This is a genomic window from Pseudomonas sp. (assembly GCF_035277045.1).
Classification (GTDB): Bacteria; Pseudomonadota; Gammaproteobacteria; order Pseudomonadales; family Pseudomonadaceae; genus Aquipseudomonas.
In genome coordinates this window covers 1-13,964 of sequence record NZ_DATELE010000113.1, presented here as the reverse complement: position 1 = coordinate 13,964, position 13,964 = coordinate 1, and the positions used below count along the sequence as shown (strand labels likewise).

The 13,964-nt window shown below is 62.1% G+C and carries 18 protein-coding genes; 9 read left to right on the top strand and 9 right to left on the bottom strand.

Annotation, left to right across the window (positions count from 1 at the left end; translation table 11 throughout):
- Positions 1-6: 6 nt before the first annotated feature.
- Entirely contained in the window at positions 7-1,476 is a 1,470-nt protein-coding gene (nuoN, locus tag VJS90_RS05000) for an NADH-quinone oxidoreductase subunit NuoN (protein WP_324119639.1), read from the top strand.
- A gap of 60 nt (positions 1,477-1,536) precedes the next feature.
- On the opposite strand, the gene VJS90_RS04995 is transcribed toward nuoN, so the two are convergent.
- Positions 1,537-1,842: an ogr/Delta-like zinc finger family protein gene (locus VJS90_RS04995; protein ID WP_324119636.1), complete on the bottom strand. Its 306-nt coding sequence runs from the start codon at positions 1,840-1,842 to the stop codon at positions 1,537-1,539.
- A 194-nt stretch (positions 1,843-2,036) separates the two neighbouring features.
- Between VJS90_RS04995 and VJS90_RS04990 the strand changes: the two genes are divergently transcribed.
- Positions 2,037-2,438 (top strand): helix-turn-helix domain-containing protein, encoded by a 402-nt coding sequence (locus tag VJS90_RS04990; RefSeq protein WP_324119634.1) that lies wholly within the window; start codon positions 2,037-2,039, stop codon positions 2,436-2,438.
- A gap of 3 nt (positions 2,439-2,441) precedes the next feature.
- Here the strand turns inward: VJS90_RS04990 and VJS90_RS04985 are convergent, their stop codons facing one another.
- Positions 2,442-2,798: a putative holin gene (locus VJS90_RS04985; RefSeq protein ID WP_324119632.1), complete on the bottom strand. Its 357-nt coding sequence runs from the start codon at positions 2,796-2,798 to the stop codon at positions 2,442-2,444.
- 38 nt (positions 2,799-2,836) lie between these two features.
- Entirely contained in the window at positions 2,837-3,082 is a 246-nt protein-coding gene (locus tag VJS90_RS04980) for a helix-turn-helix domain-containing protein (protein WP_324119630.1), read from the bottom strand.
- Positions 3,083-3,285: 203 nt separating this feature from the next.
- Here VJS90_RS04980 and VJS90_RS04975 point away from each other — a divergent pair, with 203 nt between their 5' ends.
- Entirely contained in the window at positions 3,286-5,370 is a 2,085-nt protein-coding gene (locus VJS90_RS04975; RefSeq protein ID WP_324119628.1) for a TonB-dependent receptor family protein, read from the top strand.
- On the opposite strand, the gene VJS90_RS04970 is transcribed toward VJS90_RS04975, so the two are convergent.
- Entirely contained in the window at positions 5,367-6,431 is a 1,065-nt protein-coding gene (locus VJS90_RS04970) for an AI-2E family transporter (protein WP_324119626.1), read from the bottom strand. The genes VJS90_RS04975 and VJS90_RS04970 overlap by 4 nt on opposite strands.
- A gap of 188 nt (positions 6,432-6,619) precedes the next feature.
- Between VJS90_RS04970 and VJS90_RS04965 the strand changes: the two genes are divergently transcribed.
- The 3 genes from VJS90_RS04965 to VJS90_RS04955 all read left to right on the top strand — a co-directional run bounded on the left by VJS90_RS04965 (position 6,620) and on the right by VJS90_RS04955 (position 8,573).
- On the top strand, positions 6,620-7,048 hold the full coding sequence (locus VJS90_RS04965) for a DUF411 domain-containing protein (protein WP_324119624.1): 429 nt from the start codon (positions 6,620-6,622) through the stop codon (positions 7,046-7,048).
- A gap of 10 nt (positions 7,049-7,058) precedes the next feature.
- Complete coding sequence (locus tag VJS90_RS04960) at positions 7,059-7,496, top strand: YqaA family protein (protein WP_324119622.1); 438 nt, start codon at positions 7,059-7,061, stop codon at positions 7,494-7,496.
- A 78-nt stretch (positions 7,497-7,574) separates the two neighbouring features.
- Entirely contained in the window at positions 7,575-8,573 is a 999-nt protein-coding gene (locus VJS90_RS04955) for an alpha/beta hydrolase (protein WP_324119620.1), read from the top strand.
- A 54-nt stretch (positions 8,574-8,627) separates the two neighbouring features.
- Here VJS90_RS04955 and zapE read toward each other — a convergent pair whose 3' ends face one another.
- Genes zapE through VJS90_RS04940 form a run of 3 tightly spaced genes read right to left on the bottom strand, consistent with a single transcriptional unit; the run spans position 8,628 to position 11,234 of the window.
- Positions 8,628-9,734 carry a cell division protein ZapE gene (gene zapE, locus VJS90_RS04950; protein WP_324119618.1) on the bottom strand — a complete coding sequence of 369 codons (1,107 nt, stop codon included), beginning with the start codon at positions 9,732-9,734 and terminating at the stop codon, positions 8,628-8,630.
- 2 nt (positions 9,735-9,736) lie between these two features.
- Positions 9,737-10,885 (bottom strand): PQQ-dependent sugar dehydrogenase, encoded by a 1,149-nt coding sequence (locus VJS90_RS04945; protein WP_324119616.1) that lies wholly within the window; start codon positions 10,883-10,885, stop codon positions 9,737-9,739.
- Positions 10,886-10,916: 31 nt separating this feature from the next.
- Entirely contained in the window at positions 10,917-11,234 is a 318-nt protein-coding gene (locus VJS90_RS04940) for a hypothetical protein (RefSeq protein WP_324119614.1), read from the bottom strand.
- Positions 11,235-11,421: 187 nt separating this feature from the next.
- Between VJS90_RS04940 and VJS90_RS04935 the strand changes: the two genes are divergently transcribed.
- Positions 11,422-11,910, top strand: a complete 489-nt coding sequence (locus VJS90_RS04935; RefSeq protein WP_324119612.1) for an LEA type 2 family protein — start codon at positions 11,422-11,424, stop codon at positions 11,908-11,910.
- Positions 11,911-11,926: 16 nt separating this feature from the next.
- On the opposite strand, the gene VJS90_RS04930 is transcribed toward VJS90_RS04935, so the two are convergent.
- Positions 11,927-12,190 (bottom strand): hypothetical protein, encoded by a 264-nt coding sequence (locus VJS90_RS04930; RefSeq protein WP_324119610.1) that lies wholly within the window; start codon positions 12,188-12,190, stop codon positions 11,927-11,929.
- A gap of 128 nt (positions 12,191-12,318) precedes the next feature.
- On the opposite strand from VJS90_RS04930, the gene VJS90_RS04925 reads away from it, so the two are divergent.
- A complete protein-coding gene (locus VJS90_RS04925; RefSeq protein ID WP_324119608.1) occupies positions 12,319-12,639 on the top strand; it encodes a DUF883 family protein in 321 nt (106 codons plus the stop codon).
- 58 nt (positions 12,640-12,697) lie between these two features.
- Here VJS90_RS04925 and VJS90_RS04920 read toward each other — a convergent pair whose 3' ends face one another.
- Positions 12,698-13,315, bottom strand: coding sequence for a tRNA-(ms[2]io[6]A)-hydroxylase (locus VJS90_RS04920; protein ID WP_324119606.1), 618 nt, complete (start codon positions 13,313-13,315; stop codon positions 12,698-12,700).
- Between the two features lie 154 nt (positions 13,316-13,469).
- Here VJS90_RS04920 and VJS90_RS04915 point away from each other — a divergent pair.
- The coding region (locus VJS90_RS04915) for a universal stress protein (RefSeq protein ID WP_324119604.1) at positions 13,470-13,964 on the top strand (495 nt) is incomplete at its 3' end.

Genomic DNA, 13,964 nt, shown 5'->3' with positions numbered 1-13,964 from the left:
AGCGCTATGGAATTCACCACACAACACTTCATCGCACTGGCGCCGATGCTGATCACCACGCTCACCACCATCGTGGTGATGCTGGCGATCGCCTGGAAGCGCAACCACTCGCAGACCTTCCTGCTGTCGACGGTGGGGCTGAACCTGGCCCTGCTGTCGATTCTGCCGGCATTGAAAGTCGCACCCATCGCGGTAACTCCGCTGATCACCATCGACAACTTCGCCTGCCTGTACATGGCGTTGATCCTGGTGGCCACCCTGGCCTGCGTGACCTTGGCCCATGCCTACCTGGGCGATGGCGCCACGGGCTACCCCGGCAACCGCGAAGAGCTGTACCTGCTGCTGCTGATGTCTGCCCTGGGCGGCCTGGTACTGGTCAGCGCCAACCACCTGGCGGGCCTGTTCATCGGCCTTGAGCTGCTGTCGGTACCGGTCTATGGCCTGGTCGCCTACGCCTTCTTCAACAAGCGCTCGCTGGAAGCCGGCATCAAGTACATGGTCCTTTCGGCCGCCGGCTCCGCCTTTCTGCTGTTCGGCATGGCCCTGCTCTACGCCGACGCGGGCAGCCTGACCTTCGATGGTATCGGCAAGGCACTGGCCACCACCGGCATGCCAAGCCTGCTGGCGCAGCTGGGGCTGGGCATGATGCTGGTCGGCCTGGCGTTCAAGCTGTCGCTGGTGCCCTTCCACCTGTGGACACCTGACGTGTACGAAGGCGCCCCGGCGCCGGTGGCGGCCTTCCTGGCCACCGCCAGCAAGGTCGCTGTGTTCGCCGTGGTGGTGCGCCTGTTCATGCTCTCCCCCGCTGCCAGCAGCGGCGTGCTGAGCACGGTGCTGGCAGTGATCGCGGTCGCTTCGATCCTGATCGGCAACCTGCTGGCGCTGACCCAGAGCAACCTCAAGCGCCTGCTGGGTTACTCCTCGATCGCTCACTTCGGCTACCTGCTGATTGCCCTGATCGCCAGCAAAGGCCTGGCGAACGAGGCCATCGGCGTGTACCTGGTCACCTACGTGATCACAAGCCTGGGCGCCTTCGGCGTGATCACCCTGATGTCCTCGCCCTACAAGGGCCGCGATGCCGACGCGCTGTACGAGTACCGCGGCCTGTTCTGGCGCCGCCCGTACCTCACCGCGGTGCTGACCGTGATGATGCTGTCGCTGGCCGGTATCCCGCTGACCGCGGGCTTTATCGGCAAGTTCTACATCATTGCCACCGGCGTCGAGTCGCAGCTGTGGTGGCTGGTCGGCGCACTGGTGATCGGTAGCGCCATTGGCGTGTATTACTACCTGCGCGTGATGGTCACCCTGTACCTGATCGAGCCAAACCTGCGTCGTCATGACGCCCCGCTCAAGTGGGAACAGCGCACCGGCGGCGTCATGCTGCTGGCCATCGCGATTCTTGCGTTCGTGCTGGGCGTGTATCCACAGCCACTGCTGGAGCTGGTGCAGCAGGCGGGTCTTCAGCTGATCGGCTGAATGACCTGGATGGAAAAACACCCCGCCTATGCGGGGTGTTTTTTTTTGTACCGATTACGTCTACGCAGAAGCGCAGGGGTCGCGGGACGTTTTCAGCTCTCGCTGCCCGTCCGCGCCCGGCTTTCCCGGCGGGGCGAATGCGGCCTGGCGTAGCGTACTGCTGGCGCGCGGCAGGTAGACTTCCGGGTTGGGCATGCCACTGGGCGAGAGCTCATGGGTCATCTCGAACTCGGCGCGCACGGACCAGCCACAGGCCTCGGTGGTGCACTGCAGATAAGCCACTCGCAAGAAAATATGGCGTCCTTCGCTGGTCCGGATGCGCATGCGGCTGTTGCAGTGTGGGCAGACCAACTTGTAAGTACTCACGTCAGCCCCTTATTTGCACAAATCTGCAATAGCCTTGACTGGATGCTTTTGTAGGACTTTTCTGCGTTTAGTGCGTAACTTCTCATCATATTTTTATCTCCGCTTGAATTACATTAAATGCTATTAAGCATACATACTCATTTCGAGTACATGAATACTATCAATTATATCAAGCCTCTCTAGGATTACTCAAAATGAGTAGAAGTGGATGTGCGGCCGTGTTGACCAGGCTCAAACTGGCGACCGGTACGTCGAGTGATGCGGCACTTGCCAAGGTGCTGGGCGTCAGTCCCCAGACATTGAGTAGCTGGAAAGTCCGGAACAGCGTTCCGTATTCCTTTTGCATAGACCTGGCCGTGCATGAAGACGTGTCGCTTGACTGGCTGTTACTGGGTGAGGGCTCGCAATTGCGCGCTGCGTCACTGCCCCAGCCCGACCCTGACGACGAATGGCAGGCGCGGTTATTTGCCCAGCTTCGAGCGCTGAGCCTGTCGGACTTGCAAGCCGTGGCCCTGGTCGTCGAGGACAAGCAACGCATCCGCTACCTGGAGCAGCGAGTGGTCGAACTGAGTGCTCAACCTGGCGTGCGCGGCTGAAGGTCATCGGTCCTGGCGCCAGCGTTGGAAAATTTCGCGCAGCTCGGCGGTATCGAGCCAGACCATGACCTTGTTGCTGATCGGGATCACGACCACGGCTGCGACGAAGGCTGCCACGCCGCTGGAAAACAGAGGTGCTGACAGCGACAGCACCAAGGGCGTGAACAGGTAGCCGACACCCGCCGAGAGAAACAACGACCCCAGGCGCTGCCAGACTTTGAGCCGGCGTCGGGTACTGGCAACCATCCAAGCGCCCAGAAACGCGCCAAACAGGGCATGCCCGTCGAATGCTGGCACCTCGACGGCGATATTGGCGCTAGCGAGAAGGCTGGCCAGGTACGTGGTAACGAGCACTTCCATTTCAGACCTCCCTCCTGAGCTCCCGTCTCGGCCTTGACTCAGTGGGTATCGAGCATGCCGTAGCGCACCGCTTTGATGACTGCCGCGATACGGGTCGGCACGGCAAACTTGCGCAGGATGTTGCCGATGTGAAAGTTCACGGTTGATTCCTTGCACGACAGGATCTGGCCAATCTCCCACGAGGTCTTTCCGTAGGCACACCACAACAGCACCTGCTGCTCGCGCGAGGTGAGGTAGATAGGAGGCTCGGTGTTTGTCACAGAAATTGAAACCGGCGTGTCCATGGTGTGTTCTCCGCACAGTGAATGAATGTGCGTCTACCTTACGGAGCCAAGACTTCCCGACACCATAAGCAGGAGATGTAGCCAGCACAGCTACAAATCGTCCGACACTTTGCGTGAAGCCGAGGAACTTCCGCGTGCTCCAGGCGGCATTTCGTACGTCTGACTTCCTCTGTACGCCGTTCCCGCACCTGGAGTAGTCAACGATGCGCCCCGATTTGCCTTTTTCGCCCCTTTTCGGCCTGCTAGGGCTGTTTGCCGCCAGCCAGGCAAGCGCCGTCACGCCCGTTGAACTGGGACAAGTGCTGATCGAAGAGCAACAGCAGGGCGAGCTGGACGCGGCGCGGGAGCGGTTGCGCGAGGTGCCGGGGGCTGGCAGCGTGGTCGACATGGAGCACGTTGGCCAAGGCCGAGTGGCCAGCAATCAGGATGTCCTGGCCTACCAGCCGGGTGTGTTCGCCCAATCGGCGGGCAACGATGGCATCAAGCTGTCGATCCGCGGCTCGGGCATCAATCGCGCGCCAGGTGCCCATGGATCCGGCGTGTACACGATGTTCGACGGCCTGCCACTGACAGGCCCGGGCGGCACGCCCTACGAGCTGTTCGAGCCGCTGTGGCTGAGCCGTGCCGAGGTGCTGCGCGGCGCCAACGGATTTGACCAGGGCGCCTTGGCCCTGGGTGGTGCCATCAATTACGTGACCCATACAGGCTTCGATGCCGCACCGCTGCAACTGCGCTATGAAGTCGGCAGCCGTGGTTATGCCCACCGACAGATCAGCAGCGGGCAGGTGCTGGGCGACCTGGACTATTATGTGGCCGTCACCGACGCCGAGTATGACGGCTACCAGGCGCACAGCAGCGGCAGCTCCAAGGGGGTGGCGGCGAATATCGGATACCGCTTCAATCCAAACCTGGAAACCCGCTTCTACCTGCGCTATCGAGAAACGGAAAACGATCTGGCCGGCCGGCTGACCCAGCATGAGATCAAGCATCACCCTCGCGCTGCCAACCCGTCGTACCTGAGCCGTGACGCCAGCCGACCGCAGCCAGGCAGCACCTGGCTTGCGAACAAGACCACGTTCTACCTGGACGATGATTCTCGCCTGGAAGCCGGCCTGGTCTACCACGACTATCCGATGGACCTGCGCGAAGGCACCATCCGCCTCAAGGTCGCCTACACCGACGTCAGCGGCACGCTCAACTACATGCGACACCACAGTCTGTTCGGCCATGACAGCAAGACCACGGTTGGCTGGCGAACCACCAAGCACCTGCCTAACAGTGGCGCCTCGGAGTTCGTGCGGGTGCAAGTGCCGGGCGGCAACCCGGTTGGCACGCGCAGTCGTGACTTCAGCTACCAAGGCTCGGACAGCGTGGTGCATATCGCCAACGAGCTGGAGCTTGTCCCCGACCTGTGGCTGACCACCGGGCTGGCGATGATCTACACCCGCCGCGAAAGCGCCGTGAGCTACCCCGCCAACGGCGGCAAGGTCAGCCAGCATGACTGGGACTACGCCCCGCGTCTTGGGCTGCGCTACGACATCCGCCCTGACCTGCAGCTCTACGGCAACCTCAGCCGTTCGGTCGAACCAGCGCATCCCTGGTCGCTGATCTGGAGCTCGCCCGCGGTGGCCGGCCTGCAGACGCAGCCGATCGAGATGCAGAACCAGACCGCCACTACGCTTGAACTGGGCGCCCGTGGCGACTCGTCCATCGGCCAATGGAACCTCGCCTGGTATTACTCGGCGGTGCGCCATGAGCTGCTGTCGGTGGAAATCGTGCCGGAGAAGCCGGCGGCGGAGTTCAACGCCAGCCCGACGGTGCACCAGGGTGTTGAAGCCGGTCTGGAAAGTCTGCTGTGGGAGCGTGGTAATGTCGGCAAGCTGTCCTTGCGCCAGTCCTACACCTTCAGCGACTTCCATTACCGGGACGACGACACTTTCGGCGACAACCGCCTGCCCGGTATTCCCATGCACTATTACCAGGCGGAGCTGCGCTTCGACCTGCCGAGCGGCTTCTACGCCGGTCTCAACACGCAGGTGGCCTCGAAGGTCCAGGTCGACTATGCCAACAGCAACCCTGCCGAGGCCTACGCCCTGCTTGGCGCGCGCCTTGGCTACAACGCACCGAAGCAGGACTGGCAGACCTGGCTCGACCTGCGCAACCTCACCAACAAGCGCTACGCTGCCACGGTGACGCCGGGCTATGACGATGCTGGCAGGGACGAACGCCGCTCCACACCGGGCGAAGGGTTTGGTGTGTACGCCGGCGTGTCCTACACCTTCCGTTAATCGGGCAACTGCACCTTGGGTTTGGTCGAGGTGAAGATCGACCAGCTGGAGACAAACAGCGCGGCGATCAACGGCCCGATGACAAAGCCGTTGAGGCCGAACACCGAAAGTCCGCCCAAGGTGGAGATGAGGATCAGGTAGTCGGGCATCTTGGTGTCCTTGCCGACCAGGATGGGACGCAGCACGTTGTCCACCAGTCCGATCACCAGCACGCCGAAGGCGGTCAGGATGATGCCCTGCCACATCGCGCCGGTGAGAATGAAGTACACCGCCACCGGCCCCCACACGATCCCGGCGCCCACCGCTGGCAGCAGGGACAGGAAGGCCATCAGCACGGCCCAGACGAGGGCACTGGGGATGTCCAGGATCCAGAAGATCACGCCGCCCAGTGCGCCCTGGGTGATCGCGACCAGCAGGTTGCCCTTGACGGTGGCTCGCACCACTCGGTTGAACTTCAATTGCAGGCGGCGTTTCTGGTCCTCGGGCAGCGGCACCGACTGGCGCACCTTGCGCGCGAGTTCAGGGCCCTCGCGCAGGAAGAAGAACAGCATGTACAGCATGATGCCGAAGCTGACGAGGAAGTCGAACGTTCCCTGTCCGAAGTAGAACGCCTGGCTGGCCAGGAATTGGCTGCCCTGGGTCGCCCACTTGGCGATCTTGTCGCGCAGCCCGTCCAGGTTGCCCATGCCCATGTTGTCCAGGCCGTTCTGGGCAAAGGTCGGGAGCATGGCCTTGCCCGTTTCGAGATAGCCTGCGATGTCCAGCTGGCCACTTTCGATGCGCTGGTACAACGTCGCGCCTTCCTGCACCAGCAGCGCGCTGATGACGATCACCGGCAAGATCGCGATCAGCAGGCAGACCAGCAGCGTGGTGCCCGCTGCCAGGTTGCGGCGCCTGCCCAGGCGCACCACCAGGTCGCGTTGCAAGGGTGCGAAGAGGATACCCAGGATCACCGCCCAGAAGACCGCGCCGTAGTAGGGCAGCAGAATCCAGAAGAAGGCAATGGTGACCACGGCCAGTAGCACGGTAAGGGCCTTGTTTTGCAGAGCTGTTTCGTTCATCGGTGTTCCTCGAGGATTCAGCTCATTAGTGCGTGTCGTCGGGGTAAAAGTGCCATCACTGAAGACAACAGTTTCAGCGTCGTGCTTTGCGTGGACGTGGGACTGTCGGCCAGGTCGCGCACCACCACGTCGATTGGGTATGCTGTCAGGCGCTTGCCCGTGCTGCCCGCCACCCAGAGGAAACGTCCATGCCGCACAAACACCTGATCACCCTCGCGTTGCTTGCCGCCACCGGCGTGGCCCAGGCTGCGCAGACCATCGATGTCTACCGTGACCCCAACTGCGGCTGCTGCAAGCAGTGGATAGGCCATCTGCGCGACAATGGTCTCACGGTCAACGACCACGTCGAGCCAAACATGAGCGCGGTCAAGCAGCGCCTGGGCGTAGCACCTCGTCTGGCCTCGTGCCATACGGGCGTGATCGAGGGAAAATTCGTCGAAGGCCATGTTCCCGCTGAACAGATCAAGCTGCTGGCCAAACGCGACGACCTCAAGGGGATTGCCGTGCCGGGCATGCCCATGGGTTCGCCGGGCATGGAAATGGGCGATCACAAGGACGCCTACCAGGTCATTGGCGTGACCGCCGAGGACAAGGAAGAAGTGGTGGCCAGCTACTGATCCGCGCCAGATGCTGAGCGCCTGGGCACTGTTTCTCAGCGCTTTCGGCGCTGCAACGCTGCTACCTCTGCAGTCGGAGGCGGTGCTGGTGGGTTTGCTGCTGCGCCAGCCCGAGGCCGTGGCAATGCTGCTGCTGGTCGCGACCGCGGGCAATGTCCTGGGCTCGGTCGTCAACTGGCTGCTGGGCCGGGCCCTCGAGCATTTTCGCGACCGCCGCTGGTTTCCTTTCAGCGCGGCGCAGTTGCAGCGCGCCCAGACACGCTACCAGCGATGGGGCCAGTGGTCGTTGCTGTTGAGCTGGATGCCGGTGATCGGCGACCCGCTTACGCTCATCGCCGGGATCATGCGCGAGCCGTTCTGGCGCTTCATTGTGCTGGTGACCGTTGCCAAGGCCGGGCGCTACCTGGTCGTGGCCTTGCTGACCCTGGGCTGGGTACAACACGGCTAGTTACACCTTGAGTCGCCAGAGCTTGCTCCTGACTGCTAGAGTCGCGCTTTCCTACATGGACCAACACGGAGTGCCCCCATGCTGCGCGCAACCGCCCTGGCCTTGGCCTGTTTGTTCGGCAGCCACGCCGTCGCCGCCCAGGCGCCGACCTACGGTGAACAGCTCGAAGGCTTCAGCCAGCCCTATCCGCTCAAGCATTTCGACTTCCAGTCCCAAGGCCAGACGCTGCAAATGGGGTACCTGGATGTTCCCGCCAAGGGCAAGGCCAATGGCCGCAGCGTGGTGTTGATGCATGGCAAGAACTTCTGCGCCGCTACTTGGGAAAGCACCCTGGATGCCTTGAGCCAGGCGGGCTACCGAGTCATCGCCCCGGACCAGATCGGGTTCTGCACCGCCAGCAAGCCGGCCCACTACCAGTACAGCTTCCAGCAACTGGCAAATAACACCCATGCCCTGCTCGATCACCTGGGAATCAGACAGGCGATCATCCTCGGCCATTCCACCGGCGGCATGCTCGCCACTCGCTATGCCCTGCTCTACCCCCAGCAGGTCGAGCGTCTGGCAATGGTCAATCCGATCGGACTTGAGGACTGGAAAGCCCTGGGCGTGCCGTACCGTACCGTCGATCAGTGGCACGAGCGTGAGCTAAGGCTTGATGCCGAGGGTGTGCGCAACTACGAGCGCAAGACTTACTACGATGGGCGCTGGAAACCTGAGTACGAGCGCTGGGTGCAGATGCTGGCAGGGCTGAACCAAGGCCCGGGGCACAAGGCGGTGGCGTGGAACTCGGCGCTGATCTACGACATGATCTTCACCCAGCCGGTGGTCTACGAATTCAAGAACCTGAAGATGCCGACGCTGTTGCTGATTGGCGATAGGGACACCACGGCCATCGGCAGCGATATCGCGCCGCCTGAGGTCAAGGCACGGGTGGGTAACTACAAGGTACTGGGGCCGCAAGTGGCCGGGCAGATCCCGCAAGCTACGCTGGTGACCTTCGAGGGCCTGGGCCACGCGCCGCAGATCGAGGAACCGCAGCGTTTCCACCAGGCATTGCTGGAATGGCTGGGTCGCTAGGACTGCCAGATCAGCGCCTCACTCCAGCCAAATTCGGCGAAATCATCGCCGTCTTCAGGCGAAGCGTTGCAACTGCATCTCCCGTAGGCGGCTGAGGGTCCGTTGATACGGGAACGCCAGATACCCTTGTGTGTAGAGCGCCTCCAAGGCAACGTCTGCCTCCAGGTACAGCGCGACCCGACGGTCGTAGCATTCATCGACCAACGCGATGAAACGGCGCACGCTGTCATCCTTGGGTGACAATGACGGCAGGTTGCGATCCCCAGCCACCACACGCACTGCGCCATCTTCCGTACCGCGGGCGATACGTCCTTCGCGCTGTTGCGCGCCAAGGGCGGGTACCTCACTGAGCAGGATCGCCGGATAGCAGTCGCATAGCGCGATGAACTCCAGCGCCGCCAGGGGTTGCTCGCACAGGTCGGCAAACCGGCACCAGATCGCGTGCTCGCTGCGCCGCACTACCTGTATCTGCCGCGAGCCTACGGCCAGCGGCTGATCGGTCCCATCATCAGCCCCGCTCAGTTGCGTGAAGACCTTTTCGAGCTTGCTGGGCTGGCCGGGTTCAACGACCCAGTAGCGCTGGCGCGCCGCCCCCGGATGCAGGCGATGGTCATGCTGGCCGGCCACCGGCAGCACATGCATGTGGCGTTGCAAGGCCGCGATGGCTGGCAGGAAGCGGTCACGATTGAAGCCGTCCTTGTAGAGCTCGCCCGGCGGCTGGTTCGAGGTAGCGACCAACGTCATGCCTTGCTCGAACATCACACTGAACAGCCGGCCGAGAATGATCGCATCAGCGATGTCACTGACGTACAGCTCGTCGAAACACAGCACACGGATCTGCGCCGCGAGCTCCTTGGCCAGGGCCTGCAAAGGATCGGCAGTGCCATTGAGCTGGAACAGCCGCTGGTGCACCCAGGCCATGAAGTGATGAAAGTGCTGACGTCGGGCAGGGACCGTCAGGCTGCAATGGAACTGGTCCATCAACCAGGTCTTGCCGCGTCCGACAGGTCCCCAGAGATAGACGCCGGGTGCAGACCTGCCCTCTTGCAGTGCCTCATGGCAAGCCTGCAGTACCGTGACCGCCTGCCGTTGGGCCGGATCAGGATGGAAACCCTGTAGTTCAAGGGCCTGGCGGTAACGGGAAGCGGGGTCACCGGGCACGCCTAACCCCCGCTCAATCCGATCTTGAACAAGGCACCGTCCTTGGCGTCCGTCAGCACGTAGACATACCCATCCGGGCCAACGCGAACATCACGGATCCGCGCCTTGAGCTCGCCCAACAGGCGTTCTTCATGAACGATCCGGTCACCGTCGAGCTGCAGGCGAATGAGCTCCTGGGGTACCAGGGCGCCTATGAACAGGCTATGGTCCCAGGCTTTGAACCTGGGGTTGTCATAGAACGCCATGCCACTGATCCCTGGTGACTTTTCCCAGACGTGATGCGGGTCGACCATGCCATCCACATGCTTGCCTTTCGCTTCCGGGATCGGCAGCATCGAGTAGTTGATGCCGTGAGTGGCGACGGGCCAGCCGTAGTTCTTGCCAGGCTCCGGAATATTGATTTCATCGCCCCCTCGCGGACCATGCTCATGTGTCCATAGTTTGCCGGTCCAGGGGTTGAGCGCCGCGCCCTGCTGGTTGCGGTGCCCGAAGGACCAGATCTCGGGACGGACGTCTGTCTTGCCGAAAAAGGGATTGTCCTTGGGTACCTGCCCGTCAGGCAGGATGCGCACGATCTTGCCCTGCAGCTTGTCCAGGTCCTGTGCCGTTGGGCGCTGGTTATTCTCGCCCAGGGCGATGAACAGGAAACCCTCCCGGTCGAACACCAGCCGCGAGCCGAAGTGGTTGCCCTCGGACAACTTGGGTGCCTGGCGGAAAATCACGTTGAAATTCTCGAGCCGGGCGAGATCTTGCGACAGCTGGCCACGGCCGACCGTGGTCCCGGCTTTGCCATCCTCCCCCTCTTCGGCATAGGAGAGGTACACCGTGCGATCCCTCTTGAAGTCCGGCGACAGCACGACGTCCAGCAGACCGCCCTGGCCTTCGGCCCAAACCTTGGGCACGCCACTGATGGGCGGACCAACCTTGCCTTCGGCATTGACGACACGCAGGTTGCCCGGACGCTCGGTCACCAACATGCCCTGCTCGCCGGGAAGAAAGGCCAGGGCCCACGGGTTGCGCAGGCCATCGGCGACGGTGCTAACCGTCAGTTGCCCCTCTTCGCTGGGCAATTGCTGCTCCGAGGCGGCGTGGGCGAGCATGGGAAACAGGGCGGCCGCGGCCAAGGTGGTCAACCAGTTACGTGAGGTCATGCACGGTTCCTTCCAGTGATAAGCCAAAGGGTCATGGGACACGCCTTGTGTCGCGGGGCGGCCGGGTCGGTTCGAGGCGCGGTGCCGGTTGTTCGCGGCGAAGATTCTCACCATTGCCGATGCCGCGGTTTTCAAGGGTTGGGGGGCGTGGGTTGGGCTGGGTGGAGGGGCCACGCACAGGGGGCGTTGACAGAACGCTGCCTTGGCGACTGTTGGGGTTGGCGCGCTGGATCGGGCTGTTGTAGGGGTTGCCGGGGCTGGCCGCCAACAACGGCAGCGCAGGCTCCGCCGCCTGTATGCCGGTGCTCAGCAGTAGCCCGGCGATCAGCATCGGTAGTCCAGGATTCATGCTGTACCTCCTGCGTGAAAAGCGCCCCTAAGGTTGGATAGCCTAAGGTGCTACAGGTTCGCAGCAAAACCCGTTTTGCACTGGAGATGATTCTTTATGTTGCGGCGCGCCATCATCCAAGAACACTTTAAACCGTCCTGCGCATTTGCCACACTCAGCACTCACTCGTGCTCGGCAAGGCTCCCACATGACTTCCGGAACGCGCTACGTTGTCCACCGTGCGCTGATACTGCTGCTGACCTGCGGGCTCAGCGCCTGCGCACTGTTCCAGCCCCGAGACCCGCTCACCATCAGTGTCATCGGCATCGCCCCGCTGCCGGCGCAAGAGCTGGAAATGCGCATGGCAGTCAAGATCCGGGTGCAGAACCCGAACGAGACGGTAATTGACTACAACGGGCTTGCGCTGAACCTGGAGGTCAATGGCCAGCCTTTGGCTTCCGGGGTCAGTGACCAGCACGGCCGGATCGGCCGTTACGATGAGCAGGTGTTGGTGGTGCCGGTGAGTATCACGGCCTTCGCCATGCTGCGCCAGGCGTATGGGCTGAGCCGGTTGCAGTCATTGCAAGGGATGCCCTATGTGCTGCGGGGCAAGCTGGCGGGCGGGGCGCTGGGCACCCTGCGCTTCACCGACAGCGGTACATTCGATCTGCCCAAGGACGGCAGCACGGCCTGGTGAGGGCCAGTCAGCGTCTTCACCTGCTGCCGTTGGCGCTGGCCATCATCTTGTTGACTTCACTTCGCACCATGTTGGCGTATTCGGGAGGTGACAGGCTGTCGAGCTCGGCGCGCACCCACTCGGCCCACTTCCCCTTGCGGCGAGACTTTTCAGAAATCAGCCGACCCGCGTCGCTTTTGGCCTTGCCGAGGTTGTTCTGCCAAAGATCAAAAAGACGGGCCTTTTCATTCTCGATCTGCGCGCGTTCGGCGAAGCTTCTGCTGGCCAGATTGAAACTCATGGGTGTACCTGCCGCTGTGTGAATGGCCGCTATCTTACACCGGAGTAGCGCGTGACCGGAACGCCGCTGCAACTTTCGCGCGTCGCAGGTATCCACTGTTCATTCCATCACCTCATGAGGACGTATCCATGGCCCGGAAATCCACCGTGCAAGCCGAAGCTGAACAAATCAAGGACCAGGCATTCAGCGACCTGCAGTCATTGATCCAGGAGTCAGAGAAGCTGCTTGATGACAGTGCATCACTGGTTGGCGAAGAAGCCGAAACCCTGCGCGCGCAGCTCCGCCAGAAGCTGCGCCAGGCGAGCGAGGCCGTTGGCGGGGTTCGCAGCAAGGCTCAACCGATGGTTGAGGCCACCGAGGACTACATTGGCGTGCATCCTTGGCAGACCGTGGCAGTCTCGGCAGGTTTCGGGCTGGTGGTCGGGCTGTTGCTTGGCCGGCGTAACTGAATTCATGGCCAGCTGATCGGGTCGCCAGCATGGCGCCCCGATCCTGCGTCAGCGATGCTCAGGCCTTGTGCGCAACCGGAATACCGCTGTGGAAACGCAGCTCGACGTCCGCGGAGCTGATCAACTCCGCCTCCGCCTCTCTCACCCGCTCCACGATTCGTGCAATGTCCGCTTCATCCCCATAGTGATGCGCCAGTTTCAGGTAACCCTGGTAATGGCGAGCTTCACTTTTGAGCAAACCGTGATAGAACTTGCTCAGCTCTTCGTCCAGGTGCGGCACCAGGGCAGCGAAGCGTTCGCAGCTACGCGCCTCGATGAATGCCCCGACGACGAGGGTATCGACCAGTTTCGCCGGTTCATGCGCCCGCACCAGACGCCGCAACCCTGACGCATAACGTCCCGCGGAGACGGGGCGCAGTGGGACCTTGCGCCGCTTCATCAGTCGCAGCACCTGCTCGTGGTGCACCAGCTCTTCACGGGCCAGCCGCGACATCATGTGGATCAGGTCGATGTGGGTGTTGTACTTGGCTATCAGGCTCAACGCCGTGCTGGCCGCCTTGAACTCGCAGTTCTTGTGGTCGATCAGCAAGGTTTCCTGGTCGGCAAGCGCCGCCTCGATCCAGGCGTCAGGCGTGCGACAACCCAGAAAGGCGTCGATTTCGGGAATCAGGGACATAAGCTCAACATTACAGGGAGTCGGCAGAGCCGGCGATTATACCGAGGGCAGCCGCGATCACCAGTGGCTATGCTTGATGTGCATCTAGCGGTGTTGAGCATGATGCCGGCGACAGCCTGGCATCGATTGCCACAATCACAGGGAGCTAACGATCATGCAAGCCGTCCGCAGTATTCTTGTCGTCCTTGACCCCGAGCACGCCCATAGCCGCGCCCTGACGCGGGCCAAACTCATCGCCGGCGTCACCGGTGCGCGCCTGCACCTGCTGATGTGCGACAAGAAGCAGGACCACAGCGCCCTGCTCAGCCTGCTGTCCAGCCAGCTTCACGATGACGGCTACGACAACATCACCCAGGAGCAGGCCTGGCATGATTCGCTGCACGAGTCGATCATCGATGTTCAGCAGGCCGAAGGGTGCGAACTGGTGATCAAGGAGCACCATCCGGACAACCCCTTGAAAAAGGCTTTGCTTACGCCAGACGACTGGAAGCTGCTGCGCCAGTGTCCTTGCGCAGTGCTCATGGTCAAGAGCGAACGACCCTGGACTGGCGGCGTGATACTCGCAGCGGTCGATGTCGGCAATCACGACGAGGCACACCGGTTGCTCCATACCAGCATCATCGACCATGGCTACGACATTGCCAGCCTG